The organism is Citrobacter sp. CK181 (assembly GCF_030333595.1).
Taxonomy (GTDB): domain Bacteria; phylum Pseudomonadota; class Gammaproteobacteria; order Enterobacterales; family Enterobacteriaceae; genus Citrobacter_B; species Citrobacter_B koseri.
This window is the reverse complement of record NZ_JAOWFN010000011.1, coordinates 829,956-855,473: the sequence shown is the minus strand read 5'-3', so window position 1 is coordinate 855,473 and position 25,518 is coordinate 829,956. Positions and strand designations below refer to the sequence as shown.

25 protein-coding genes, 2 tRNA genes and 1 pseudogene are annotated in these 25,518 nt (G+C 50.8%); 13 read left to right on the top strand and 15 right to left on the bottom strand.

The features are described 5' to 3' along the window. Positions 1–30: 30 nt before the first annotated feature. The 3 genes from OGW17_RS08125 to ompW all read right to left on the bottom strand — a co-directional run bounded on the left by OGW17_RS08125 (position 31) and on the right by ompW (position 2,614). Complete coding sequence (locus OGW17_RS08125) at positions 31–1,500, bottom strand: GGDEF domain-containing protein (RefSeq protein ID WP_071258417.1); 1,470 nt, start codon at positions 1,498–1,500, stop codon at positions 31–33. 74 nt (positions 1,501–1,574) lie between these two features. After that, positions 1,575–1,850 (bottom strand): hypothetical protein, encoded by a 276-nt coding sequence (locus OGW17_RS08120; protein WP_071258420.1) that lies wholly within the window; start codon positions 1,848–1,850, stop codon positions 1,575–1,577. Positions 1,851–1,975: 125 nt separating this feature from the next. After that, the gene (gene ompW, locus OGW17_RS08115) at positions 1,976–2,614 is read right to left on the bottom strand and encodes an outer membrane protein OmpW (protein WP_047463524.1); all 639 of its coding nucleotides are present in this window, start codon (positions 2,612–2,614) and stop codon (positions 1,976–1,978) included. A 250-nt stretch (positions 2,615–2,864) separates the two neighbouring features. On the opposite strand from ompW, the pseudogene OGW17_RS08110 reads away from it, so the two are divergent. From OGW17_RS08110 to yciA, 4 genes and pseudogenes are all read left to right on the top strand, one after another. Next, a pseudogene (locus tag OGW17_RS08110) lies at positions 2,865–2,954 on the top strand (YkgJ family cysteine cluster protein); the annotation flags it as partial. A 25-nt stretch (positions 2,955–2,979) separates the two neighbouring features. Continuing rightward, positions 2,980–3,723: a YciC family protein gene (locus tag OGW17_RS08105; protein ID WP_071258422.1), complete on the top strand. Its 744-nt coding sequence runs from the start codon at positions 2,980–2,982 to the stop codon at positions 3,721–3,723. 55 nt (positions 3,724–3,778) lie between these two features. Beyond that, positions 3,779–4,318, top strand: coding sequence for a septation protein A (locus OGW17_RS08100; protein WP_012132211.1), 540 nt, complete (start codon positions 3,779–3,781; stop codon positions 4,316–4,318). 130 nt (positions 4,319–4,448) lie between these two features. Next, positions 4,449–4,850: an acyl-CoA thioester hydrolase YciA gene (yciA, locus tag OGW17_RS08095; RefSeq protein ID WP_012132210.1), complete on the top strand. Its 402-nt coding sequence runs from the start codon at positions 4,449–4,451 to the stop codon at positions 4,848–4,850. A gap of 57 nt (positions 4,851–4,907) precedes the next feature. Here the strand turns inward: yciA and tonB are convergent, their stop codons facing one another. Further along, on the bottom strand, positions 4,908–5,618 hold the full coding sequence (gene tonB, locus OGW17_RS08090) for a TonB system transport protein TonB (RefSeq protein ID WP_071259038.1): 711 nt from the start codon (positions 5,616–5,618) through the stop codon (positions 4,908–4,910). Between the two features lie 224 nt (positions 5,619–5,842). Here tonB and OGW17_RS08085 point away from each other — a divergent pair, with 224 nt between their 5' ends. Then, the gene (locus tag OGW17_RS08085; protein ID WP_012132208.1) at positions 5,843–6,139 is read left to right on the top strand and encodes a YciI family protein; all 297 of its coding nucleotides are present in this window, start codon (positions 5,843–5,845) and stop codon (positions 6,137–6,139) included. 50 nt (positions 6,140–6,189) lie between these two features. On the opposite strand, the gene OGW17_RS08080 is transcribed toward OGW17_RS08085, so the two are convergent. Further along, positions 6,190–6,363, bottom strand: a complete 174-nt coding sequence (locus OGW17_RS08080; protein WP_012132207.1) for a YciY family protein — start codon at positions 6,361–6,363, stop codon at positions 6,190–6,192. Between the two features lie 142 nt (positions 6,364–6,505). On the opposite strand from OGW17_RS08080, the gene cls reads away from it, so the two are divergent. After that, positions 6,506–7,966 carry a cardiolipin synthase gene (gene cls / locus OGW17_RS08075; protein WP_012132206.1) on the top strand — a complete coding sequence of 487 codons (1,461 nt, stop codon included), beginning with the start codon at positions 6,506–6,508 and terminating at the stop codon, positions 7,964–7,966. Positions 7,967–8,000: 34 nt separating this feature from the next. Next, the gene (locus tag OGW17_RS08070) at positions 8,001–8,330 is read left to right on the top strand and encodes an HI1450 family dsDNA-mimic protein (RefSeq protein ID WP_012132205.1); all 330 of its coding nucleotides are present in this window, start codon (positions 8,001–8,003) and stop codon (positions 8,328–8,330) included. A 63-nt stretch (positions 8,331–8,393) separates the two neighbouring features. On the opposite strand, the gene oppF is transcribed toward OGW17_RS08070, so the two are convergent. The 6 genes from oppF to OGW17_RS08040 all read right to left on the bottom strand — a co-directional run bounded on the left by oppF (position 8,394) and on the right by OGW17_RS08040 (position 15,437). Continuing rightward, positions 8,394–9,398, bottom strand: a complete 1,005-nt coding sequence (gene oppF / locus OGW17_RS08065) for a murein tripeptide/oligopeptide ABC transporter ATP-binding protein OppF (RefSeq protein ID WP_012132204.1) — start codon at positions 9,396–9,398, stop codon at positions 8,394–8,396. After that, on the bottom strand, positions 9,395–10,408 hold the full coding sequence (gene oppD / locus OGW17_RS08060; RefSeq protein ID WP_012132203.1) for a murein tripeptide/oligopeptide ABC transporter ATP-binding protein OppD: 1,014 nt from the start codon (positions 10,406–10,408) through the stop codon (positions 9,395–9,397). The genes oppF and oppD overlap by 4 nt, the downstream gene beginning before the upstream one ends. Before the next feature lie 11 nt (positions 10,409–10,419). After that, positions 10,420–11,328 carry an oligopeptide ABC transporter permease OppC gene (gene oppC / locus OGW17_RS08055; protein WP_049009147.1) on the bottom strand — a complete coding sequence of 303 codons (909 nt, stop codon included), beginning with the start codon at positions 11,326–11,328 and terminating at the stop codon, positions 10,420–10,422. 14 nt (positions 11,329–11,342) lie between these two features. After that, positions 11,343–12,263, bottom strand: coding sequence for an oligopeptide ABC transporter permease OppB (gene oppB, locus OGW17_RS08050; protein ID WP_012132201.1), 921 nt, complete (start codon positions 12,261–12,263; stop codon positions 11,343–11,345). A 123-nt stretch (positions 12,264–12,386) separates the two neighbouring features. Then, positions 12,387–14,018 carry an oligopeptide ABC transporter substrate-binding protein OppA gene (oppA, locus tag OGW17_RS08045; protein WP_012132200.1) on the bottom strand — a complete coding sequence of 544 codons (1,632 nt, stop codon included), beginning with the start codon at positions 14,016–14,018 and terminating at the stop codon, positions 12,387–12,389. Positions 14,019–14,789: 771 nt separating this feature from the next. Continuing rightward, a complete protein-coding gene (locus tag OGW17_RS08040) occupies positions 14,790–15,437 on the bottom strand; it encodes a YchE family NAAT transporter (protein WP_024130298.1) in 648 nt (215 codons plus the stop codon). A 477-nt stretch (positions 15,438–15,914) separates the two neighbouring features. Here OGW17_RS08040 and adhE point away from each other — a divergent pair, with 477 nt between their 5' ends. Further along, a complete protein-coding gene (gene adhE / locus OGW17_RS08035) occupies positions 15,915–18,590 on the top strand; it encodes a bifunctional acetaldehyde-CoA/alcohol dehydrogenase (protein WP_047463440.1) in 2,676 nt (891 codons plus the stop codon). A gap of 164 nt (positions 18,591–18,754) precedes the next feature. On the opposite strand, the gene tdk is transcribed toward adhE, so the two are convergent. Further along, positions 18,755–19,372 carry a thymidine kinase gene (gene tdk / locus OGW17_RS08030; protein ID WP_058669235.1) on the bottom strand — a complete coding sequence of 206 codons (618 nt, stop codon included), beginning with the start codon at positions 19,370–19,372 and terminating at the stop codon, positions 18,755–18,757. Positions 19,373–19,913: 541 nt separating this feature from the next. Here tdk and hns point away from each other — a divergent pair. Continuing rightward, positions 19,914–20,327 carry a histone-like nucleoid-structuring protein H-NS gene (gene hns / locus OGW17_RS08025; RefSeq protein WP_012132196.1) on the top strand — a complete coding sequence of 138 codons (414 nt, stop codon included), beginning with the start codon at positions 19,914–19,916 and terminating at the stop codon, positions 20,325–20,327. Positions 20,328–20,455: 128 nt separating this feature from the next. On the opposite strand, the gene galU is transcribed toward hns, so the two are convergent. The 3 genes from galU to rssA all read right to left on the bottom strand — a co-directional run bounded on the left by galU (position 20,456) and on the right by rssA (position 23,575). Next, the gene (gene galU, locus OGW17_RS08020; protein ID WP_012132194.1) at positions 20,456–21,364 is read right to left on the bottom strand and encodes a UTP--glucose-1-phosphate uridylyltransferase GalU; all 909 of its coding nucleotides are present in this window, start codon (positions 21,362–21,364) and stop codon (positions 20,456–20,458) included. 201 nt (positions 21,365–21,565) lie between these two features. Beyond that, a complete protein-coding gene (gene rssB, locus OGW17_RS08015) occupies positions 21,566–22,579 on the bottom strand; it encodes a two-component system response regulator RssB (RefSeq protein WP_012132193.1) in 1,014 nt (337 codons plus the stop codon). Between the two features lie 90 nt (positions 22,580–22,669). Continuing rightward, positions 22,670–23,575: a patatin-like phospholipase RssA gene (gene rssA, locus OGW17_RS08010; RefSeq protein ID WP_012132192.1), complete on the bottom strand. Its 906-nt coding sequence runs from the start codon at positions 23,573–23,575 to the stop codon at positions 22,670–22,672. 111 nt (positions 23,576–23,686) lie between these two features. Here rssA and OGW17_RS08005 point away from each other — a divergent pair, with 111 nt between their 5' ends. The 4 genes from OGW17_RS08005 to OGW17_RS07990 all read left to right on the top strand — a co-directional run bounded on the left by OGW17_RS08005 (position 23,687) and on the right by OGW17_RS07990 (position 25,401). Further along, on the top strand, positions 23,687–24,142 hold the full coding sequence (locus tag OGW17_RS08005; protein WP_047464045.1) for a YchJ family protein: 456 nt from the start codon (positions 23,687–23,689) through the stop codon (positions 24,140–24,142). Positions 24,143–24,194: 52 nt separating this feature from the next. Beyond that, positions 24,195–25,037, top strand: a complete 843-nt coding sequence (gene purU / locus OGW17_RS08000; RefSeq protein WP_012132190.1) for a formyltetrahydrofolate deformylase — start codon at positions 24,195–24,197, stop codon at positions 25,035–25,037. Between the two features lie 158 nt (positions 25,038–25,195). After that, positions 25,196–25,280 (top strand) — tRNA-Tyr (locus OGW17_RS07995). 36 nt (positions 25,281–25,316) lie between these two features. Further along, positions 25,317–25,401, top strand: a tRNA-Tyr gene (locus tag OGW17_RS07990). Positions 25,402–25,518: the final 117 nt, after the last annotated feature.

Here is a 25,518-nt window from a genome sequence, read left to right as displayed (position 1 = left end):
GATAATGCCATGATTATCGGGCCAATCCCGTCATTCTCTCATCTGCTTCATTCTGTACATTTCGTTATCCGCATCCTGAATAGCCGTATCCAGATCGCGGGTTACTTCTGCGACGCCCCATGACACCGACAGCGGTACAACATGACCATCAACCATAAATGCATAATCATTTATCTGGCCGGTTATCCGCTCCGCGATGGCTATCGCGTCACCGATCTGCGCGCGGTAAAGCAAAATAACGAACTCATCGCCGCCGGTACGAATCACCAGGTCATGACTGGTGCGGGTGTTAGAGAGCATTCTGTTGGCAATGATTTGCAACGCCCGGTCTCCCGCCACATGCCCCCAGGTGTCGTTGATGGCTTTAAACTTATTACAATCCAGCAGCACCACGCAGCTGCGCGTTAAGTCCCTGCGCTTCACAATATCAAGGATCTTGCGGTTAAAGCAGCCCGTCAGCGAGTCGATATACACCTTCAGATCGCTCGCGTTCAGCCAGAATTTTAAGCCGAGGAAGATCAGGATAAAGAAGAATGGCGCCAGCAGAATCGCAATCCCGGCCTGCGTGTCGTATCTGACGAACCGATGCAGAGAGAGCGAGGAATGGAACGCATATTTTGCAGACATTGCGCGGATGGACTCCCCGGCGACAGGCTGGCAATCACCGCTCAGGCAGAGACTTTCCTGCGTGGGCGTATGCACCAGAGCCACATTAAGGCCGGGTGGAATATGATGTTCAAAGGCCTCCGTCAGCGCCTCCTGTAGCTCAGGTTTAGAATGGTCATACACCAGATACGCAACGATATGATCGGAGATCTCTTTTCCAGAAAGATCGTAAATATAACTGACTACGCTGTACGCTTTTTCATTCGTGATTTTGTCCGTATAAAAGTCCGTTGAACTGAGCGACTTGGATTTGACATTCTTTTGCAGCAGACGCGTATAAAAGCCCACGGGCGGTAAGAAAAAGTCGGTGATATCGCCCGCCATTTTAGAGTCGCTAAAATAGAAGGGTTTTGCATCTGCTGGCGTGAACCAATAAAAATAGCTGGCATCTTTGGCGATAATGTAGCGATGCGCGGCATAATCCCCCGGATTAAGGGTGTTCATCCGATCCCGAATAAACTCCGCCGCCGCAAACATACATAAAGCGTTAATATTGGGCTGACGGGAAACAATAGTGCCCGTTGCGGAATGGATCCGCGCCCGGTCGGCATTGATTCCCCATGAATCCGAATCCCTGGGGGAAAACCTTGAGAGGTTGCCGCACTGCCCGGCATTTTTGATCTGGTGGTAGCGAACCCCTGTCGCATCGGCGATGAGTTCGTTATCGTTGAAAATATCCATCATCCGCGTTTGCAGACGACTCATCCCTTCATTCACAACGGCCTGTCGTTGTTCGTAAATAATAAAGAGATACAGTGAAGTAAAAAGTAAAGTGATAAGCGCTGACATCAACAACGCCTGGCTATTTCTTAGGCTGTCCTGAACAATCTTCACTGAGGCACCTTAAGCCTGAATCGCGGGGCCGAATACGTTAGTAGATTTTGCTGATACAGTACAGTTTTCAGTGATTAATCATCTCCTTCAATCGGGTATCCCGCCCTGCGAATAGCCTCACGGCAGTCACTGACGCCAGCGGCGTACCCGGCTTCAATCTCACAAACCGGACTCGAACTGCAATAAGGTAAACGGACGGGCGTAGCAATATTCTCTTCCAGCGAATCAATCTTATGCATTGCATCCAGCAGCATACGCAGCGCCTGTAAAGTGAACTCAGCCTCTTCATCTCTGACTATCGATTCCAGGGTCGCGATTTTTTGTTGCAGAAGGGCTTGAGTTACTATCATCGTCAATGCTCTCAAAACAGGCTTGTTTCAAAGATAGCATCTCAGGGAGAGGTATGATGTTGAAATCAGCAGAATATAAAAAGCGGGCTGTAAGACAGCCCGCTTTTTAGATGGGTCATATAAACTCAGAAACGATAACCGGCAGAGAACATAAATACCCACGGGTCGAGGCGGACGCTGTCATGCTGCTGGGCACCACCGAGTTTATAGCTTGCGGTAGTATCGATATCCATATACCAGACCGACATGTTAATTAACCAGTCTCGGTTAATCAGGTAATCCATACCCACCTGCCCGGCCATTCCCCAGGAATCCTTCAGACTCAGATCGGACAATCCTGTCTCTTTACCATTGTTGTTGAAACCTTCGTCAAAGAAGGTGGTGTAGTTTACACCTGCGCCAATATAAGGACGCAGTTTGCTACTGGCGTCGCCAAAGTACCACTGCGCCATTAATGTCGGCGGCAGGTGACGCACGGTAGCGATATCACCGGTATCCCCTGTCCCAATTTTATGGCGGAACGGCGTCGCCGCCAGCAGTTCAATACCAATGTTGTCGGTTGCCATATAAGTAAAAGTCAAACCGAGTTGCGTATTGTTACTGACGTCAAAACCGTTCAGATGCCCCAGCGTTCCGCCTGCCCCTTCCGTCGGTCTCACGGTCGCCGAGCCCGCACGGATAAAAAACTCACCGCTCTCATGCGCAAGCGCACTACCAGAGAGAAGAGTACTTACTGCCAGGGCTGCCACTGTTAACTTTTTCATATCCGCTCCATCGTTATGGTTATAAATGCGTCACGAATATACCTACAATGGAGTAATAAGTGATCCAATACAGATCACATTAGGCCCTGTAATTTAACCTTTATTGATCCAGATTAATTTAGAACTTGCATCTAAAATCCTGGTTAAAGCCGTTTGAATCAAATTTTCCGAATTTTAGTGATAAATGGCCTTTTTCAACCAGGCGGATGGATTGTAAAAGAGAGGACGGCTGGCGCTTTCGCAGCCCAAATTACCCGCGCTTTACAAAGATATGCTTTTCCATACACCCCGTGATGCTGCCACTGTAGAGTTATCCAGGGTACAATTGCCCGCAAATTAACACCTGCAAAACTCAAGGAGAGTGCATGTCTATCACGGCGAAGTCCGTTTACCGTGACACGGGGAACTTTTTCCGTAATCAATTTGTAACCATCTTGCTGGTTTCGTTGCTGTGCGCATTTATTACGGTGGTTTTAGGTCATGCCTTTTCCCCCAGCGATGCCCAAATCGCGCAACTCAGTGAAGGGGAGCATCTGACCGGTAGCGTTGGCCTGTTCGATCTGGTGCAGAACATGACGCCGGAACAGCAGCAAATATTATTACGGGCTTCAGCGGCATCAACATTTTCAGGACTCATTGGCAATGCGATCCTGGCAGGGGGCGTTTTGCTGATGATCCAGCTGATTTCCGCCGGTCATCGGGTCAGCGCATTACGTGCTATCGGTGCCAGCGCGCCGGTTTTACCTAAATTGTTTGTCCTGATTTTTCTGACTACCCTGTTAGTGCAAATCGGTATTATGCTGATTGTCGTACCGGGGATTTTGATGGCGATTCTGCTGGCGCTTGCGCCGGTGATGCTGGTTCAGGACAAGATGGGCGTATTTGCCGCCATGCGCAACAGTATGCGTCTGGCGTGGTCTAATATGCGACTGGTCGCTCCGGCGGTGATCGGCTGGTTACTGGCGAAAACGCTCTTGCTGCTGTTTGCCCCCAGCTTTGCAGCGCTGACGCCGAATGTTGGCGCAGTGTTGGCGAATACGCTGAGCAATTTGATTTCCGCCATATTGCTCATCTATTTGTTCCGCCTGTATATGTTGATTCGCCAATAACCCTGAACGTGTTAAGGGCCGGTTTGCCCAAAACTTTTGATTACGGAATCGAAGAATGAAGCAGTTTCTTGATTTTTTACCGCTGGTTGTCTTTTTTGCTTTTTATAAGCTGTACGACATCTATGCGGCGACCTCCGCCCTGATTGTCGCGACAGCCATTGTGTTGATCTACAGTTGGGTTCGCTATCGCAAGGTCGAAAAGATGGCGTTGATCACTTTCGTTCTGGTTGCCGTGTTCGGCGGCCTGACCATTTTCTTCCACAACGATGAGTTTATTAAGTGGAAGGTGACGGTGATTTACGGCCTGTTTGCCGGTGCGCTGCTGATAAGCCAGTGGGTCATGAAAAAGCCGCTGATTCAACGCATGTTAGGGAAAGAACTGACGTTGCCGCAGCCGGTCTGGTCTAAGCTGAACCTGGCATGGGCCGTATTTTTCATCCTCTGCGGGCTCGCCAATATCTACATCGCGTTTTGGCTGCCGCAAAACATCTGGGTCAACTTCAAAGTGTTCGGTTTAACCGCGCTGACGCTGATTTTTACCCTTCTGAGCGGGGTCTACATTTACCGCCATCTGCCGCAGGAAGATAAATCCTGAGTTCTGTTTGCCAGACCGTCTGGTCTGGCATCCCCTTCACGCCAGCCTGACGCGCGTTTCCCCTCTGTTCTCCCTGCGCAAATCATAGTAGCATTCGCGCCTGAAATCTTTCTTCACAGTCGGTTCTACAATGACAACAACAAATAACGCTCCTCAGGGCGAACTGGTTTTACGCACGCTGGCCATGCCCGCCGATACCAATGCTAACGGCGATATTTTTGGCGGCTGGCTCATGTCACAAATGGATATTGGCGGCGCGATTCAGGCTAAAGAAATTGCTCATGGTCGCGTAGTGACCGTGCGCGTTGAGGGAATGAGTTTTCTGCGCCCTGTCGCCGTAGGCGACGTCGTATGCTGTTATGCCCGCTGCGTTAAACGCGGCACAACGTCTGTCAGCATTAATATTGAAGTGTGGGTGAAAAAGGTGGCGTCAGAGCCAATCGGCCAGCGTTATAAAGCAACCGAGGCGCTGTTCATCTATGTGGCGGTAGACAGTGACGGTAAACCTCGCCCGCTGCCGGTTCAGGCATGAATTACCGGATAAGGCGGTGCGCCGCCTTATCCGCTCTACGATTTAAGGGGATCGCGATTACTCGATCTGCGTGGTGCCGTTCAGACGGAAGATGATATTAACCACTAAGCCCGACCCCGGTTTCCCTGCTTCATAGCGCCATCTGCGCATCGCGTTTTTCACTTCACGCTCAAACATGTTCGCCGGCTGAGCGGAAAGCACCTGAACATTCTCCACTCGCCCGTCTGAAGTGACGTCGAATTTCACTTTCACGCGGCCTTCAATACGCAACGCTTGCGCTCGTGCCGGATACTGCGGCTGGTTGCGGCTCAACGCGCGAGGCCCCGCAGGAACACTGACGGCCGGTTTGCTGGTTGCCGCTGCGGTATTCGTTGTCGGACGCGACGGCGCCGTATTTTCAAACGGTGCGGCCGGGCGCGGTTCAGCAGGCTTAACATCACGTTTAGGCTGCTCCTGAACCTTTTTCACCGGTTTAGGTTTTGGCTTCGGCTTAGGTTTCGGCTTCTCAATCACCACCGGCGCCTCTTTTGGCGGCTCAGGAACAGGTTCCGGCTCAGGTTCGACGACGGGTTCCGGCGGCGGCTGAACCGCCTGTGGTGGCTCAAGATCGGCAGGCGCGACCATTGTGATTGAGATCGGCTGCGCGGGCGCAGGCAGTTCAATAACCTGATGTACCGAGGTATACAGCAGACCCGCCACTACAGCACCATGAATGCCAACGGAAAGTAACGTCGGCCAGGGAAAGCGACGAGGTAAATCAAGGGTCATTGAAGTCATAATCGTTTCAGTTAAAAAACCAGGCCTCGATTTTAAATGCAAATAGCAATCATATTCAATAAGACATCACGGTAAGCCGCATTTAAAACGCAATATTACCGCAAAAAGTCCCTGTGTTATGCACGGTCTTAACAAAGTCGTTATCTTTGCGTTGCAGTTGAAAGACCTTTCCAATAACGTAATTAACGACTTTTACCGATTAAGGAGCTCTACCCGTGCTGTATGTCATTTACGCTCAGGATATCGCCGATTCTCTTGAAAAACGTCTTTCCGTCCGCCCTGCCCATCTGGCGCGCCTGCAACTGCTCCATGATGAGGGCCGACTGTTGACCGCAGGCCCTATGCCAGCCGTCGACAGCAACGATCCCGGTGCAGCCGGGTTTACCGGCTCAACCGTGATTGCACAATTCGAATCGCTGGAAGAAGCGCAGTCCTGGGCAGACGCAGACCCGTATGTGGCTGCGGGCGTGTATGCGCAAGTCTCTGTAAAACCGTATAAAAAAGTCTTTTAAATCAGGCGGGGTTTGCATTCATGGGCACCGAATACGGTGCCCTGGTTGTATCAGATGCTGTGAATCGCAAACAATAACGTGTTACGTTGATGATTGAGAATGCATTTTCTGATTGAGTGGATACGCATATTACGACGCGATTGTCCTTCAAGCCAACGCGCTTTACGGCGGCTAGCCTGACGTTGCATGCGCCAGCGTCCCACTTCCGTTCTACTACGCTTCATGTTAACTACTCTTACAGTGCCAGAGCAGGCATTATACCCTCTCGTCAGGAGCAGACCAGCGCTTTTCCGGTGTTTTTATTTGCCAGATGAAGCCTGATGCGTAAACTCTTAACAATACGCTTTCAAAAGGATTTTTAAATTTATGACAACCTTCTACACAGTGGTGAGTTGGCTGGTCATTCTGGGGTACTGGATACTTATTGCCGGTGTGACGTTACGTATTTTAATGAAACGACGCGCCGTTCCCTCCGCGATGGCCTGGCTCTTAATCATCTATATTCTGCCGCTGGTAGGGATTATTGCTTATTTATCATTCGGCGAGCTGCATTTAGGGAAACGCCGCGCCGAACGCGCCAGAGCGATGTGGCCGTCCACCGCGAAGTGGTTGAACGACCTCAAAGCCTGTAAACACATTTTCGCCGAAGAAAACAGCAGCGTCGCTTCGTCGCTGTTTAAGCTGTGTGAGCGACGCCAGGGAATCGCTGGCGTTAAAGGCAATCAGCTGCAACTGCTGACCGACTCTGACGATGTGATGCAGGCGCTTATCCGCGACATTCAACTGGCGCGCCATAACATTGAGATGGTGTTCTACATCTGGCAGCCCGGCGGCATGGCGGATCAGGTTGCAGAGTCGCTGATGGCGGCGGCGCGACGCGGCATTCATTGCCGTCTGATGCTGGACTCCGCCGGGAGCGTGGCCTTTTTCCGCAGCCCGTGGGCGGCCATGATGCGTAACGCCGGAATTGAAGTGGTTGAGGCGCTGAAGGTCAATCTGATGCGTGTCTTTCTGCGCCGTATGGATTTGCGCCAGCACCGCAAGATGGTGATGATTGATAACTACATCGCCTATACCGGCAGCATGAATATGGTCGATCCGCGTTTCTTCAAACAGGACGCCGGCGTGGGACAATGGGTTGATCTGATGGCAAGAATGGAAGGCCCGGTAGCGACCGCGATGGGGATTGTCTACTCCTGCGACTGGGAAATCGAAACGGGTAAACGCATCCTGCCGCCGCCTCCAGACGTCAATATCATGCCGTTTGAGCAGGCCAGCGGACACACCATTCATACTATCGCCTCAGGGCCCGGCTTCCCGGAAGATCTGATTCACCAGGCGCTGCTGACGGCAGCCTATTCCGCTCGTGAATATCTGATCATGACAACGCCCTATTTCGTCCCCAGCGACGATTTACTGCACGCGATCTGCACGGCGGCGCAGCGCGGCGTGGATGTCAGCATCATCCTGCCGCGTAAAAATGACTCCATGCTGGTCGGCTGGGCCAGCCGCGCCTTTTTCACTGAACTGCTGGCCGCCGGAGTCAAAATCTATCAGTTTGAAGGTGGATTGTTGCACACCAAGAGCGTGCTGGTGGATGGCGAGCTGAGTCTGGTTGGCACCGTGAACCTGGATATGCGCAGCCTGTGGTTAAATTTTGAAATCACGCTGGTGATTGACGACGCCGGATTCGGCGGAGATCTGGCTGCGGTTCAGGATGATTATATTTCACGTTCTCGCCTGCTTGATGCCCGCCTGTGGGTAAAACGGCCATTATGGCAGCGGATTACTGAGCGACTGTTTTACTTCTTCAGTCCGTTGCTGTAAAACGTGCCCAAGAGACGGTAAACGGGTAGTCATTATGGAAATGGATCTGAACAATCGCCTGACTGAAGACGAAACGCTTGAGCAGGCTTATGATATTTTTCTCGAACTGGCGGCGGATAATCTCGATCCGGCAGATATTATTCTGTTCAATTTACAGTTCGAAGAGCGCGGCGGCGCGGAGTTATTCGATCCGTCAGAAGACTGGCAGGAACACGTTGATTTTGACCTCAACCCTGACTTTTTTGCCGAAGTCGTGATTGGCCTGGCGGATAGCGAAGACGGCGAAATTAACGATATTTTTGCCCGCGTGCTGTTATGCCGCGAAAAAGATCACAAACTTTGCCATATCCTTTGGCGTGAATAAGAAAGACGTCGAGCGATCGGGCTGATGCCAAAAAAAGGGCTGACATCATGTCAGCCCTTAAATTTATAGCGGGTCCACCTTCAGGCAGGAAACCGCATGCCTGAAACTGCCCTCCAGCACCGGTCGGGTTTTCGCACACTCCGGCCCGGCAATCGGGCAACGCGTGCGGAAAACACACCCCGACGGCGGATTGATGGGTGACGGTAATTCCCCTTCCAGCAACTGAATCGTCTTGTTCTTTTCCAGATCCGGGTCGGGAATCGGCACGGCGGACATCAGCGCTTTGGTATAAGGGTGCAGCGGATTATGATACACCTCATCGTAGGTTCCCAATTCCACCGCATGACCCAGGTACATCACCAGCACACGATCGGAAATATGCTTCACCACCGCCAGATCGTGAGCGATGAAGATCAGCGATAACCCCATTTCACGCTGTAGCTGTTGCAGCAGATTCACCACCTGCGCCTGAATCGACACGTCCAGCGCCGAAACCGGCTCATCGCAAATAATCAGCTTTGGCTCCAGGATCAGAGCACGCGCGATACCAATACGCTGGCACTGGCCGCCGGAAAACTCATGCGGGTAACGGTTAATCAGATTCGGCAGCAGCCCCACCTTCATCATCATCGCTTTCACCCGATCGCGCACTTCCTGGCGCGGCAATTTTGGATGATAGGTGCGTAATGGTTCAGCGATGATTTCTCCAATGGTCATGCGTGGGTTCAATGACGCCAGCGGGTCCTGGAAAATCATCTGAATATCGCTGCGTACGTCCCGCCATTCATCAGGTTTCATCCCCAGCAGATCTTTCCCTAACCACGCCACGCGGCCATCGGTCGCTTTCACCAGACCAATAATCGCCCGCGCAAAGGTCGATTTACCGCAGCCGGATTCCCCAACCACCCCCAGCGTTTCACCTTCATACAATCGCAGCGTAACGCCATCGACCGCTTTCAGGGTTTTCGCCGGCTGCCAGAACCACTGTTTGCCATCTTTGATATCGAAATGCACTTTAAGATCGGCAATTTCGAGGAGCACTTTTCTCTCCTGGGTCACAGCATTCATACCAGCTCCTCCACCGGTTTAAAGCAGGCGCGCAAACGCCCCGGACTGAACTCCTCCAGGGGTGGAGTTGAACTGCAAATCTCCATCGCATACGGGCAACGCGGCTGGAATGGACACCCTTTAGGCAAGCGCAGCAAGTTCGGCGGGTTGCCCGGAATGGTCAGCATCGTTTCCCCTTCGGCATCCAGACGCGGAACCGCATTGAGCAAACCGATGGAATACGGATGAACAGGCTGGTAAAAGACGTCGCGCGCCTTGCCGTATTCCATCGTACGCCCGGCGTACATCACCAGCACCTTATCGCAAATACCGGCCACGACGCCAAGGTCGTGCGTAATCATGATAATCGCCGTGTTAAATTCGCGTTTCAGTTCATTAAGCAACGTCATGATCTGCGCCTGAACGGTCACGTCCAGCGCGGTTGTCGGTTCATCCGCAATCAGTAATTTCGGCCGACACAGCAGCGCCATCGCAATCATCACACGCTGGCGCATCCCGCCGGAAAACTCATGCGGATACATCTTCATCCGTTTCCGCGCTTCCGGCATTTTCACCGCGTCCAGCATTCTGACAGACTCTTCAAACGCTTCGGCCTTGCTCATACCTTTATGCAGCATCAGCACTTCCATTAACTGCTCGCCAACCCGCATATACGGGTTAAGAGAGGTCATTGGGTCCTGAAAAATCATTGAGATTTGTTCAGCGCGTAGCCTGTTGAGTTCACGCTCCGGCAGGTTGAGAATTTCGCGGCCGTTAAACGTCGCAGAACCACCAATGCGGCCATTCGCCGCCAGCAGCCCCATCAACGCAAACGCCGTTTGCGATTTGCCTGAACCTGACTCGCCGACAATGCCTAAGGTCTCCCCGGCACGCAGCGTAAAGTTCAGGTCGTTTACGGCCGTCACATCGCCGTCGGGTGTACTAAACGTCACGCGAAGATCTTTCACGTCCAGCAGTGCGTTAGCCCGTTGTTGCGCGAGTGGCGCGGTTGAGGTTTCAATTACGCTCATGGCTGCACTCCTTAACGATCTTTCGGGTCGAGGGCGTCACGCAGGCCATCGCCGATAAAGTTAAAACAGAATAAGGTCACAACGAGAAAACACGCCGGGAACAGCAGCAACCAGGGTGAGACCTCCATAGAGTTCGCACCATCGCTCAACAATGCGCCCCAACTGCTCAGCGGCTCCTGCGTCCCTAAACCCAGAAAGCTGAGGAAGGATTCAAACAGGATCATGCTCGGCACCAGCAGCGATGCATAAACCACCACCACGCCCAGCACGTTCGGCACAATATGACGCACAACAATGCTGACCGTTGAGACCCCGCCAACCTGCGCCGCTTCGATAAACTCTTTGCGCTTCAGGCTTAACGTCTGCCCGCGAACGATACGCGCCATATCCAGCCAGGAGACCATCCCGATCGCCACAAAAATCAGCAGGATGTTTTGGCCGAAGAAGGTCACCAGCAAAATGACGAAGAACATAAACGGAAAGGAGTTGAGGATTTCCAGCAGACGCATCATTACGGAGTCAATTTTGCCGCCAAGATAGCCGGACAGCGACCCGTACAGCGTACCGACAACCACCGCCACCAACGCGGCAGCAATGCCGACCATCAGCGAGATTCGCCCGCCTATCGCCACACGAACCAGCAGATCGCGACCGGAGGAGTCCGTACCAAAATAGTGGCCCGACTCCATATCCGGCGCGCTGGACATCATGCCCCAGTCGGTATCGAAATAGGTGAACTGCGACAGCATCGGCGCCAGTGTGACAAACAGCGCGATAATGACCAGAACGATAAGGCTGGCCACCGCCGCGCGGTTATGCATAAAACGACGGCGAGCATCCTGCCACAGGCTGCGCCCTTCAACCTCCAGCTTCTCACTGAAATTCTCCAGCGTCTCGCTGTTTTTCTTACTTAACATCATAGCGAGCTCCAGTATCAGTAACGAATTTTCGGGTCGATAACGGCGTACAGCACATCGACAATCGCATTAAACAGAATGGTGAGCGTACCGACGAGAATGGTCAGACTCAGCACCAGCGAATAGTCGCGGTTCAGCGCCCCGTTCACGAAAAGTTGCCCGATACCCGGCAAACCATAAATCGTCTCGATAACCATTGAACCCGTAATGATACCGACAAAGGCCGGGCCCATATAAGACAGTACGGGTAACAACGCCGGTTTTAAGGCATGACGGAAGATAATCCGGCGCATCGGCAAACCTTTTGCGCGCGCGGTACGGATAAAATTGGAGTGCAACACTTCAATCATGGAGCCACGGGTAATACGGGCGATACTGGCGATATAGGCGAGCGACAGCGCGACCATCGGCAGAATCATAAATTTCAGCGCCCCGCCATTCCAGCCGCCGCCGGGCAGCCATTTTAAGGTGATGGCAAATATCATGACTAATAAGGGGGCGACCACGAAACTGGGAATCACGACCCCGGTCATTGCCACCCCCATCACCGTATAATCCCAGCGCGTATTTTGTTTCAGCGCCGCAATCACGCCCGCGCTCACGCCAATAATAACGGCAAGGAAAAAGGCGGCTGCGCCCAGCTTCGCCGAAACCGGGAAACTCGATGCCACCAGATCGTTGACCGTATAGTCCTTATATTTAAACGAAGGCCCAAAATCGCCATGCGCCAGTTGTTTCAGATAGCTGAAGTACTGCGTCATGATGGGATCATTAAGATGGTATTTCGCTTCGATATTCGCCAGCACTTCCGGCGGTAATGCGCGCTCTCCGGTGAAAGGGCTTCCCGGTGCGAGACGCATCATAAAGAACGAAATCGTAATAAGTATAAAAAGCGTCGGAATCGCTTCCAGACAGCGACGTAAAATAAATTTTAACATTGCCCGTACCTTCTGGCGTGTGCCTTTACATCTCGTCATTCAGACGCACTGAAAGAGAGATGTTTATAGTGCGATGAAAATAAGACACTGTGGGGCAAAACACATTTGCCCCACGCTTTGCCATTAATGCTTGATAATATACAAGTTCTTAACGTAGATATTATCCATCGGGTCTTTACCGGTATAGCCGCCTACCCACGGTTTCACCAGACGCGCGTTCACATAGTAATAGAGCGGCACAATCGCAGAATCTTTATCAAGCTGCTGTTCCGCTTTGGCATACAACTCGGTGCGTTGCGCTTCGTCGGTCACTTTCAGCGTGTCGGCAATCAGCTTGTCAAACTCCGGGCTCTTATAGTGAGCGGTGTTGTTTGAGCTGTCGGACAACATGGTGTTCAGGAAGGACGTCGGTTCATTGTAGTCTGCACACCAGCCCGCACGCGCGACATCAAACGTCCCCTGATGACGGGTATCAAGGAAGGTTTTCCACTCCTGGTTTTCCAGCTTCACGTTGGCGCCCAGGTTTTTCTTCCAGATTGATGCGACCGCGATCGCCAGTTTTTTATGCAGATCGGAGGTGTTGTACAGCAGGTCAAACGTTAACGGCTTATCGGCGGTATAACCGGCTTCCGCCAGCAGTTTTTTCGCTTCTTCGTTACGTTTTTCCTGTGACCATGTGAACCACTCAGGCTCAACCAGTTTCGCGCCATCGGTATACGGAGGGGTGTAGCTGTAGGCTGGCAAATCGCCCTGGTTCTTCACTTTATTAACGATAATGTCGCGATCCATCGCCAGTTTCAGCGCGGTGCGAACGCGCACGTCGTTAAACGGCGCTTTCTGGTTATTAATTTCGTAATAGTAAGTGCACAGATACGGGTCAACGCGCACTTCATTTGGGATCTCTTTTTTCAGCTTCTGGAATAACTCAATCGGCATGTTGTTATAGGTCATGTCGATTTCACCGCTGCGATAGCGGTTCACATCCGTCACTTCAGAAGAGATTGGCAGATAAGTCACCTGGTTGATAACCGTTTTATCGTTATCCCAGTACTGGGTATTACGTTCCAGAACAATCCGCTCGTTGACGACCCAGTTTTTGAGTTTATACGCGCCGTTGGTCACGATATTCGCAGGTTGGGTCCATTTCTCGCCAAATTTTTCCACAGCCGCTTTAGGAACCGGAGAAACGGACGGGTGAACCAACAGTTTGTAGAAATAAGGCACCGGTTCGCTCAGCGTCACTTCGAACGTATTATCGTCGATGGCTTTTACGCCGAGATCGGTCGCCGGTTTTTTGCCCGCAATAATGTCATCGATATTCGCGATGTGCCCGTATTGCAAATAGCTGGCATACGGTGATGCGGTATTCGGATTCGCCAGGCGCTGCCAGCTATATACAAAATCGTGCGCGGTAACAGGCGTGCCGTCTGACCATTTTGCGTTTTTACGCAGATGGAATGTCCAGACTTTAAAATCTTTATTTTCCCACTTTTCAGCGACGCCCGGTGACGGGTGGCCTTCAACGTCGCTGATCAGTAAACCTTCAAACAGGTCGCGGCTGACGTTTGACTCCGGGACACCCTCAATTTTATGTGGGTCGAGAGACTGAACTTCAGAACCATTATTGCGAACCAGCGTCTGCTTGTCAGACAGCTGAACACCCGCCGGGACATCTGCGGCCATTGCGACATTCCCGCCGATTAGCGCAGTTAAAATCCCCGCCGCCAGCAAACTTTTTTTTGTGATGTTGGACATTGTGTTTGTACTCCACTCATTATAATTACTGGTTTTCTTAACCAGCCTGTTTAATCCCGTTAGGGTCCTGTACAGCACGGGAGATTTTGCTGCTGCCAGGTCGTTTACTGCTTTGCTATCACCGACTTTATTTATTCTGACGATTCGTACGATCGCCTTACGTCGATTCCGTATCCGCCTCCCCTGTCAGAGACGGACATTTATTCTGTCTGGTGCAAGAAGCTTATTGAAAATAATTCTCATCACCGCAAAATCTTCTGCAAAATATCTGGCCGGAAAGTACCAAATGCGTTTCTTAACCGCCAATACATTTTACAGATTTGTTAACTAATTCTCTTTTACGGAAAAATTTTTGACCAGAAAGACATCTCCAAAAGAGACGTTTAGGAAAAATTATTTGCCCAGTCAATATGTTAACTACTCACCCACAGTCTGACCTCGTTCTGTTGCTGCTGCCAGGCCAAAATGCACATAAATTTAACAATTGGTTATTATTTAGCACATTCATCTGAGAGAGCGTTGAAATAACTAATAACATTTCGATAATCCTTCATCAAGCCCCAGAGTATGATGTTAAGAAAATAACAGGCGACATAACGGCAGGTGTGAGTGTTATTAGAATAATTTATAATAGAATCAATAACAAAGAGGCATAAACATTATCAGTATCTTTTATTATTTCAACGCTGAATTTCAACTTTAGTGAGAAGATTTACTGATAATGGAAAAGAAACGGAGCCTGAAGCGGCTCCGTTTTATCGGTCAGGATCGTTAATTCAGTAAACCGGGGAAAATCGCTTTAATCCCCGTAACAATGAATTCAATGCCCAATGCCATCAGCAACAAGCCCATAATACGCGTAATGACGTTGATGCCCGTTTGCCCCAATAAACGCACCAGCCAGGGCGCCATGCGGAACACCCCCCAACAACAAAACGCAAACAGAGCGATGGCCACAGAGAAGCCGATTAAATGCATGATTGTGTGGTAACGCGTTCCCCACACAATCGTCGAACTAATGGCCCCTGGCCCTGCCATTAATGGTAAGGCCAGCGGAACCACGCCAATACTTTCGCGAATGGCGGTCTCTGATTTTTCCTGTTTGTTTTGCTTATCTTCACCCAGCTTCCCGCTGATCATCGACATCGCGATCGTCACTACCAGAATCCCACCGGCAATTCTGAACGAATCGATCGAAATGCCGAAGAGTTGCAAAATGCCATCTCCGAGAAAGAGCGAAATCCACAAAATGATGGCTACCGACAGGTTTGCCGTGAGATTTGTTTTGTTGCGCGCCGCTGCCGTCTGGTAGCTGGTCATGCTGATAAAGACGGGGATAATCCCCACCGGGTTTACCAGCGCAAATAACCCTATGAAAAACTTGGAATAAACAGGAAAATCAAAAAGCGTTTGGGTCACGGTTAGCTCCGAAACGTTAGCCGGATAAATGATGTCGATAAAAATGGTGAAAAACGCGCTGAAGATACGCCTTTTGTCAGCATATTTCACCTCCTGACTGCTTGAAATTACGACTATTTCTCGGTGTTATAAATATGTGTAGATTATGCTAACTTCACCTCTATTCATCACCACTATTTATTAACACTTGGCGGAAATGGCTCAAATGGGCTGCTGAAAGGTGTCAGCTTTGCTTAAATTTGATCTGGATCACGCAATTACTACTCAGAAGTGAGTAACCTTGCTTACGCCACCTGGAGGTAACGCGTTAGAGTTAGATAACGCTATCGCTTAAGCTCTTTTAGTAAATCAGAGCGAAATGGACGTTAAGTAACCGTTTGATTTTCAGACTGTTATACAAACTTTCGTCAATCTGTCTATACTCTCGTATCGAGCAGATGATTTACTAAAAAAGTTTAACATTATCAGGAGAGCATTATGGCTGTTACTAATGTCGCTGAACTTAACGCACTCGTAGAGCGTGTGAAAAAAGCCCAGCGTGAATATGCCAGTTTCACTCAAGAACAGGTTGACAAAATCTTCCGCGCCGCCGCTCTGGCTGCCGCAGATGCTCGAATTCCCCTCGCTAAGATGGCCGTTGCCGAATCCGGCATGGGTATCATCGAAGATAAAGTGATTAAAAACCACTTCGCCTCCGAATACATCTATAACGCCTATAAAGATGAAAAAACCTGTGGTGTGCTGTCTGAAGACGACACCTTCGGGACTATCACCATTGCTGAACCGATTGGTATCATCTGCGGTATCGTACCGACCACTAACCCGACGTCTACTGCGATCTTTAAATCTCTGATTAGCCTGAAGACGCGTAACGCAATCATCTTCTCTCCGCATCCGCGCGCCAAAGATGCAACGAACAAAGCGGCTGACATCGTTTTGCAGGCGGCTATCGCTGCGGGCGCGCCGAAAGACCTGATTGGCTGGATCGATCAACCTTCCGTTGAACTGTCTAACGCGCTGATGCACCACCCTGATATCAACCTGATCCTGGCGACAGGCGGTCCGGGCATGGTTAAAGCTGCATACAGCTCTGGTAAACCGGCTATCGGCGTTGGTGCAGGTAACACGCCGGTTGTTATCGACGAAACAGCAGATATCAAACGTGCGGTGGCTTCCGTACTGATGTCCAAAACTTTCGATAACGGCGTAATCTGTGCATCTGAACAGTCCGTTGTTGTTGTTGACTCCGTTTATGACGCAGTTCGCGAACGTTTCGCCAGCCACGGCGGATACCTGCTGCAAGGCAAAGAGCTGAAAGCCGTTCAGGACGTTATCCTGAAAAATGGCGCGCTGAACGCGGCTATCGTTGGTCAACCGGCATATAAAATTGCTGAACTGGCAGGCTTCACCGTACCAGAAACCACTAAGATTCTGATCGGCGAAGTAACGGCTGTTGATGATAGCGAACCGTTCGCTCACGAAAAACTGTCTCCGACGCTGGCAATGTATCGCGCTAAAGACTTCGAAGACGCTGTTGATAAAGCAGAAAAACTGGTTGCAATGGGCGGTATCGGTCATACCTCCTGCCTGTACACCGACCAGGACAACCAGCCAGAACGCGTTGCTTACTTCGGTCAGATGATGAAAACCGCGCGTATCCTGATTAACACCCCGGCTTCTCAGGGTGGTATCGGCGACCTGTATAACTTCAAACTCGCACCTTCCCTGACTCTGGGTTGTGGTTCCTGGGGTGGTAACTCCATCTCTGAAAACGTTGGTCCGAAACACCTGATCAACAAGAAAACCGTTGCTAAGCGAGCTGAAAACATGTTGTGGCACAAACTTCCGAAATCTATCTACTTCCGCCGTGGCTCTCTGCCAATCGCGCTGGATGAAGTGATTACTGATGGCCACAAACGTGCGCTCATCGTGACCGACCGTTTCCTGTTCAACAATGGCTATGCTGACCAGATCACCTCCGTGCTGAAAGCGGCTGGCGTTGAAACTGAAGTCTTCTTTGAAGTTGAAGCTGACCCGACGCTGACTATCGTTCGTAAAGGCGCAGAGCTGGCGAACTCCTTCAAACCAGACGTGATTATCGCGCTGGGCGGCGGCTCCCCGATGGATGCGGCGAAAATCATGTGGGTCATGTACGAACATCCTGAAACTCACTTCGAAGAACTGGCGCTGCGCTTTATGGACATCCGTAAGCGTATCTACAAGTTCCCGAAAATGGGCGTGAAAGCGAAAATGGTCGCAATCACTACCACTTCCGGTACCGGTTCTGAAGTAACGCCGTTTGCTGTTGTGACCGACGATGCGACCGGTCAGAAATATCCGCTGGCAGACTATGCGCTGACGCCGGATATGGCGATTGTCGATGCGAACCTGGTTATGGACATGCCGAAGTCTCTGTGTGCATTCGGTGGTCTGGATGCGGTCACTCACGCTCTGGAAGCCTACGTTTCCGTACTGGCATCTGAGTTCTCTGACGGTCAGGCTTTGCAAGCACTGAAACTGCTGAAAGAAAACCTGCCAGCGTCCTACCACGAAGGGTCTAAAAACCCGGTAGCGCGTGAACGCGTTCACAGTGCAGCGACTATCGCCGGTATCGCGTTTGCGAACGCCTTCCTGGGTGTGTGCCACTCTATGGCGCATAAACTGGGTTCTCAGTTCCACATTCCGCACGGTCTGGCAAACGCCCTGCTGATTTGTAACGTTATCCGTTACAACGCGAACGACAACCCGACCAAGCAGACTGCGTTCAGCCAGTATGACCGTCCGCAGGCTCGCCGTCGCTATGCAGAAATCGCCGACCATCTGGGTCTGAGCGCACCGGGCGACCGTACTGCCGCTAAGATCGAGAAACTGCTGGCATGGCTGGAAAGCGTGAAAGCGGAACTAGGTATTCCTAAGTCTATCCGTGAAGCTGGCGTGCAGGAAGCTGACTTCCTGGCTCATGTAGACAAGCTGTCTGAAGATGCATTCGATGACCAGTGCACCGGCGCTAACCCGCGTTACCCGCTGATCTCCGAGCTGAAACAGATTCTGCTGGATACCTACTACGGCCGTGAATTCACTGAAGGTGAAGTTGCTGCGAAGAAAGAAGCTGCCGCACCGAAAGCTGACAAGAAAGCGAAGAAATCTGCTTAATTCGTTAGCCCAGGCGACATTCTGAAAAAGCCCCCGTCTTCGGGGGCTTTTTTTTGCCTGATGGCGGCGCAAGCGCCTTATCAGGCCTACAGGTTCTGCGTAATGTTGTAGGGGTCGCCGGATGGCGGCACAAGTGCCTTATCCGGCCTACAGAACGCGTGCAATCACGCGTGGCGGTGTTTCTCCTGAATCGACGTCAGGGAGCCTTCGGCAAGGGCTTCTTTGTAATGCTTGCGGCATACGGAGACATAACGCTCGTTCCCACCAATCACAACCTGCTCCCCTTCATTATAAGGTCTGCCAGCCTGATCAAGACGCAATACCATGCTTGCCTTACGGCCACAAAAACAGATTGTCTTTAATTCGACGAGTTTATCTGACCACGCGAGTAAGTATTGGCTGCCGCCAAATAACTCGCCACGAAAATCAGTACGCAACCCGTAACACAACACCGGAATATCCAGTTGGTCAACAACCTCAGATAATTCGTACACCTGCTGGCGAGTCAAAAACTGACACTCATCAACCAGAACGCAATGTATTGTCTGTTGCGCATTCTCGGCGCGAATCTCTTCAAACAACGATGAATTTTGGTTAAACAATTTTGCTGGCGAGGAGAGACCGATACGCGAACTGACTTTACCGGCGCCGAAGCGGTCATCAATTTCCGCTGTATATACAACGGTACGCATCCCGCGTTCCTGATAATTGTATGAAGATTGCAGCAATGCAGTCGACTTACCCGCATTCATTGCCGAATAGTAGAAATATAGCTGTGCCATTGGCAGCAGGCCCTCACCTGGCTGAAATAAAGATTGGGCGGGATTGTATCATAATTTACCGGCATGTCGGGGGCGCCTCGTCACGCCTCCAGTATAAAGAATTGAGCAAACATCGTTCGGTTATACACATTCCTTCACAAATTGTGCCTAAGATATTCATCAATGCTGCTTATCATCTCATCGCATAACCGGGCGCTCATACTTATTGTTACGCTTCCTCATAAATGTGGCAACGTATTAGGACTTTCCCGTAAGGGAAACTAATACAAAAGGTTGAAATTACTGCAATGACAGCCTATTCCACCCTGATAAAATGTGACTAAAATCCTGGAATTTTAACGTTATGCCAGGAGTAACCTCGTTGCCAATAAGCTCTTTTTTGTGCGGTTCTTCAAGAAAAATTTAAGATGGGATAATTAATATCTGTACTTAATAAAGAGCAATTTTGAATTCCTTACATTCCAGGCTATTGCACATCTGAATTTATCGCTCTATTATTAGCTCAACAAACCACCCCCAATATAAGTTTGAGATTACTACAATGAGCGAAGCACTTAAAATTCTGAACAACATCCGTACTCTTCGTGCACAGGCAAGAGAATGTACCCTGGAAACGCTTGAAGAAATGCTGGAAAAATTAGAAGTTGTTGTTAACGAGCGTCGCGAAGAAGAAAGCGCCGCAGCAGCTGAAGTTGAAGAGCGTACCCGTAAACTGCAACAATATCGTGAAATGCTGATTGCCGACGGTATTGATCCGAACGAACTGCTGAATAGCATGGCTGCCGTTAAATCTGGCACTAAAGCTAAACGCGCTGCTCGTCCGGCTAAATATAGCTACGTTGATGAAAACGGTGAAACGAAAACCTGGACTGGCCAGGGTCGTACACCGGCAGTGATCAAAAAAGCGATGGAAGAACAAGGTAAACAACTGGACGATTTCCTGATCAAGGGATAATTCGGAATATGTTTGCTTAAAATCCCGCCAGTGGCGGGATTTTTTTTGCCCTTCCCCCATACCTCGTCTGTTCAGGGCAAAAAAAAACGGCGCTGTTAAACAGCGCCGCGCCTTTCAGATTATACCGCTTACTTCTTAATACCCAGCTCGTCTTCAAGCCATGCTTTAAATTCAGCGCCCAGAGAATTATGACGGATGCCATATTCAACGAACGCCTGCATGTAACCTAATTTATTACCGCAGTCGTGGCTTTTGCCCTTCATATGGTAGGCTTCGACCGTTTCTTTTTCGATCAGCATATCAATCGCGTCGGTCAGCTGAATTTCGTCGCCCGCTCCCGGAGGGGTTTTCGCCAGCAGAGGCCAGATGTCCGCGCTCAGGACATAACGGCCAACTACCGCGAGATTAGACGGCGCGACATCCGCTTTCGGCTTCTCTACAACGCCAACCATCGGCACGCTTTCGCCCGGTGCCAGCGCCGCGCCTTTGCAATCAACAACGCCGTACGCGGTAACATCTTCAACAGGCTCAACCATAATCTGGCTACAGCCGGTTTCGTCAAAACGACGAATCATTTCAGCAAGGTTATCCTGAGACAGATCGGATTCGTATTCATCCAGAATAACGTCCGGCAGAATCACCGCGACGGGCTCATTACCAACAACAGGATGCGCGCACAATACGGCATGACCCAGGCCTTTCGCCAGCCCCTGACGCACCTGCATAATCGTTACGTGCGGAGGGCAAATAGATTGCACCTCTTCCAGCAGCTGACGCTTAACACGTTTTTCCAGCATAGCTTCCAGCTCGAAGCTGGTATCGAAATGGTTTTCGATCGAGTTTTTGGAAGAGTGCGTCACCAGCACAATTTCAGTGATGCCCGCAGCAATACATTCATTCACGACATACTGAATTAATGGCTTATCAACCAGCGGCAGCATCTCTTTCGGGATCGCTTTCGTCGCCGGTAACATCCTGGTTCCTAATCCCGCGACCGGGATAACGGCTTTTTTGACTTTCGAATTTAGGGCAGCCATTTAAAAATCTCCTGGACTGTTCATGTATTGAACGTGTTCATCAATCTGTATCGCATCCGAGTATATCAGCACTGGTACAAGCCTCAGTTCCGAAAAGGACGCGTGTTAGTATAATTAAGACAAATACGTATAATCTGGCGCTGATAGTAGCACCCACAGAGAAAGGCGGGTAAATCAATTTCACTTTGCCTTTTCATTTGCTCATTCCGCAGACAACATAAGACGCAAACGCCCGCCCGCGCCCCAAATTTGGCACTGCCATGACTCGCAGCGTTGGCTTAATTGGTTCAGGTAGGTATTGCCCAATGTGCCCAGCGGAACGCCATTACTGATCTGTACCTGGTGAGAACCGGTATTTAACGTCGCATTCAGGCCTGCTGAAACCAGTATCAAATTTTTAAGACCGCTGTGGTAATAACCCACTAATAGCGGAAACTGTCCCGGCAAATTCGCCTGCCGAAGCAGATGATTGACCTGTTTCAATAACGCCCCCAGTTCCGGCAAACGCTGATTCTGATGAGCGAGCTGTTCCTGCAATAAGCCATTAAATAGCGCCCGCAGTAATAACGCGGCCAGTACGCCATTATCCCCTGCCCGCGTCACGTCGAGGCAATAAAAAGCGAGATCGTTATCAGACAGCGGCGCAATATCCAGCACCAGGCCGGGTTTGTCTGCCGCAACAAGTTGGCGGTAATTGATTCGGCAATGCGAGATAACCTGCTGAACCGGAGGTTGCAACTCCTGCAACAGCTTTGCTGCCGCCACCGGGTTATCAACCATCGCATCCCAGTCCCGAAACAGGCGTTCTTCTTCTTCAACCCGAGAGTTAAACATATTGGGATAGAGGCAGGCGAAGACGGTTTCCCGCAGACGATTGAGATCTTTCACTGGCTTTAGCAGGACGTCCTCAACGCCCAGTCGCAGCGCTTTGGCGATATCTGCCATATTTTCTGTCGCCGAGATAACCAGAATGGGGGTCTGATCGCCCCGATTACGTAAATGCTCTACCAGTTTGAGACCGTTCATCCTTGGCATCGCAAGATCGCAGATCATCAGATCAGGCGTAAAACTTCCCAGTAACTCCAGGGCGTCAAGACCATCGCCCGCCAGTGCCGTTGTCGCTCCCAAAGAGGAAAACCACGAATCCAGAAGCGAGCGAAATACAGGCTCGTCCTCCACAATAAGAATCTGTTTTCCGACCAATGGCTGCGTCATGTTTTCTCCCCTGACTGGCTTTAGTAAATAGTGGCATGCTATTGCCGCTCGCGCCTGTCAGAATTTGCTTAAGTGTGTATAAAAGGTGCGTTAAACGTCGGTACGCACCAAAGGCAAAAGTTCGTCCATCTTTTTCTCTACCGCCAGTTGTCCCGCAGCAATAGCGGCACTGGCACGGTGGAAGTCCAACGTGGATATTTGCGGACAGAACGGTTGAATCAGAATATCCGGCGGGTCGCCTGCCATTCGGTTGCGTTTAAGGCGGTTTTCCAGCACCTGAATGGACGTTGTCATAATCTCCATCGCCGTTGGCGCGGTGACCGCACGGCGTGAAGTCATGCTGCTGAGGCGCTCTTTCAAACGCGCATGCCAGGAGAGCGAATCATCACTCTCGTCGTTATCATTGCTGACATTCAAAGACAGAAGATCTTGCTGCATGAGGTGCGCATCGTGCTGAAGATCGACCGCAATAACAATATCGGCGCCCATCGCACGCGTCAGAGAGACAGGAACAGGGTTAACGACGGCGCCATCCACCAGCCAGTAGCCGTTATGCGCCACCGGAGACATCAGGCCAGGCATACTGCAAGACGCGCGAACCGCAAGGTGCAGGTCGCCTTCGGTAAACCACAATTCTCGCCCTGTACTCAGGTTGGTCGCCACCGTACCAAAACGTCGGGTGCATTGTTCAAAATCCAGTACCGGCATAACGTTCCGGTACTGATTGAAGACGCGCTCGCCGCGCAGCAACCCTCCTCTGCGCCAGGAGAGATCCATCAGGCGCAGGACATCCCAGTAACTGAATGAGCACACCCACTGTTCAAGCGCGGGCAGTTTATTGCAGGCGTATGCGGCGCCAACCAGCGAACCAATTGAACATCCCGCCACGATATCGATATCAATGCCCATGTGTTTCAGGGCTTTGATGACACCAATATGCGACCATCCTCTTGCGGCGCCGGAACCTAGCGCCAGCCCTATTTTAATTTTTCTCATCGTACGTAAAAACTTCCCCTGGCTTCCAGACGTAGCAACATCGTCACCACTCGGTTAACATAGCGCTACCCTGGCGTTTGTACGCCGTTTTTTTTATCCAGGGAGATGATTGTGTCTCAGCTTTGTCCCTGCGGTAGCGCTGTCGAGTATAGCCTATGTTGCGGCCCTATTGTGTCCGGTGAGCGAGTTGCACCCGATCCGTCACATCTCATGCGTTCTCGCTACTGCGCTTTTGTGATGAAAGACGCAAATTACCTGATTAGAACCTGGCACCCCGCCTGTGGTGCAACCGCCTTTCGGGACGATATTGTCGCGGGGTTCGCCCATACTGAGTGGCTTGGGTTGACCATTTTTGAAGAGAGCGGGTCAGACGCGGAAAACACAGGGTATGTCAGTTTTGTGGCCCGTTTTATCGAACAGGGAATACCCGGCGCGATTATTGAACGTTCGCGTTTCTTAAAAGAAAACGGTCAGTGGTACTATATTGACGGTACGCGCCCCCAGTTTGGTCGAAACGATCCCTGCCCCTGCGGGTCCGGCAAAAAATTTAAAAAGTGCTGCGGCTAAAACGCCTGACAGTGCTGATACAGCAAACACATTAAACAGGATTTACCCGGTAATGCATTCACTACAACGAAAAGTTCTGCGCACTATCTGCCCCGATCAGAAGGGCCTCATCGCGCGTATTACAAATATCTGCTACAAGCACGAACTCAATATCGTGCAAAACAACGAATTTGTTGACCACCGGACCGGGCGCTTCTTTATGCGCACAGAGCTGGAAGGCATTTTTAATGATGTCACGCTGCTTGCCGATCTCGACAGCGCATTACCGGAAGGTTCGGTACGCGAGTTAAATCCTGCCGGGCGTCGCCGCATCGTCATTCTGGTCACCAAAGAAGCGCATTGTCTGGGCGACCTGTTAATGAAAGCCAACTATGGCGGGCTCGACGTTGAGATTGCCGCCGTAATCGGCAACCACGAAACCCTGCGACCTCTGGTTGAACGTTTTGATATTCCTTTCGAGCTGGTCAGCCACGAAGGGTTAACGCGCGACGAGCACGATAAACAGATGGCGGACGCCATTGATGCGCACCAGCCTGATTATGTCGTGCTGGCTAAGTATATGCGCGTCCTGACGCCGGAATTCGTTTCCCGCTTCCCGAATAAGATTATCAATATTCACCATTCGTTCCTGCCGGCTTTTATTGGCGCACGTCCTTACCATCAGGCTTATGAGCGTGGCGTGAAAATTATCGGCGCTACCGCGCACTACGTTAACGATAATCTGGACGAAGGCCCGATCATTATGCAAGACGTAATTCATGTCGATCACACCTATACGGCTGAGGATATGATGCGTGCAGGGCGTGATGTTGAAAAGAATGTGTTAAGCCGCGCATTGTATAAGGTGCTGGCCCAGCGTGTGTTTGTTTACGGGAATCGCACCATCATTCTGTAATCGTCAACGATATGAATTGATTAGCTTTACTCCGTTACGGATGAAAAGTACGCAAACAGTTCATTTTAAGCAAAGGAATGCTTTACAGCGGCGTGTCATTTGATATGATGCGCCCCGCTTCCCAACAGGAAGCAGGCCAGTACAAAGCATTACCCCGTGGTGGGGTTCCCGAGCGGCCAAAGGGAGCAGACTGTAAATCTGCCGTCATCGACTTCGAAGGTTCGAATCCTTCCCCCACCACCATCTCTTCGCAAGACCTCTACAATTTGAATTACCCTTGGTGGGGTTCCCGAGTGGCCAAAGGGAGCAGACTGTAAATCTGCCGTCATCGACTTCGAAGGTTCGAATCCTTCCCCCACCACCATTATTTATCTGTTGCACCCCAGCCAAATTAAATTCCTGTGCTCCATATTTTGCCCGGTGGCACTCCGTTTACCGGGCCTACATGATTACATAACCACATCTTATGTCCGATCGTAGG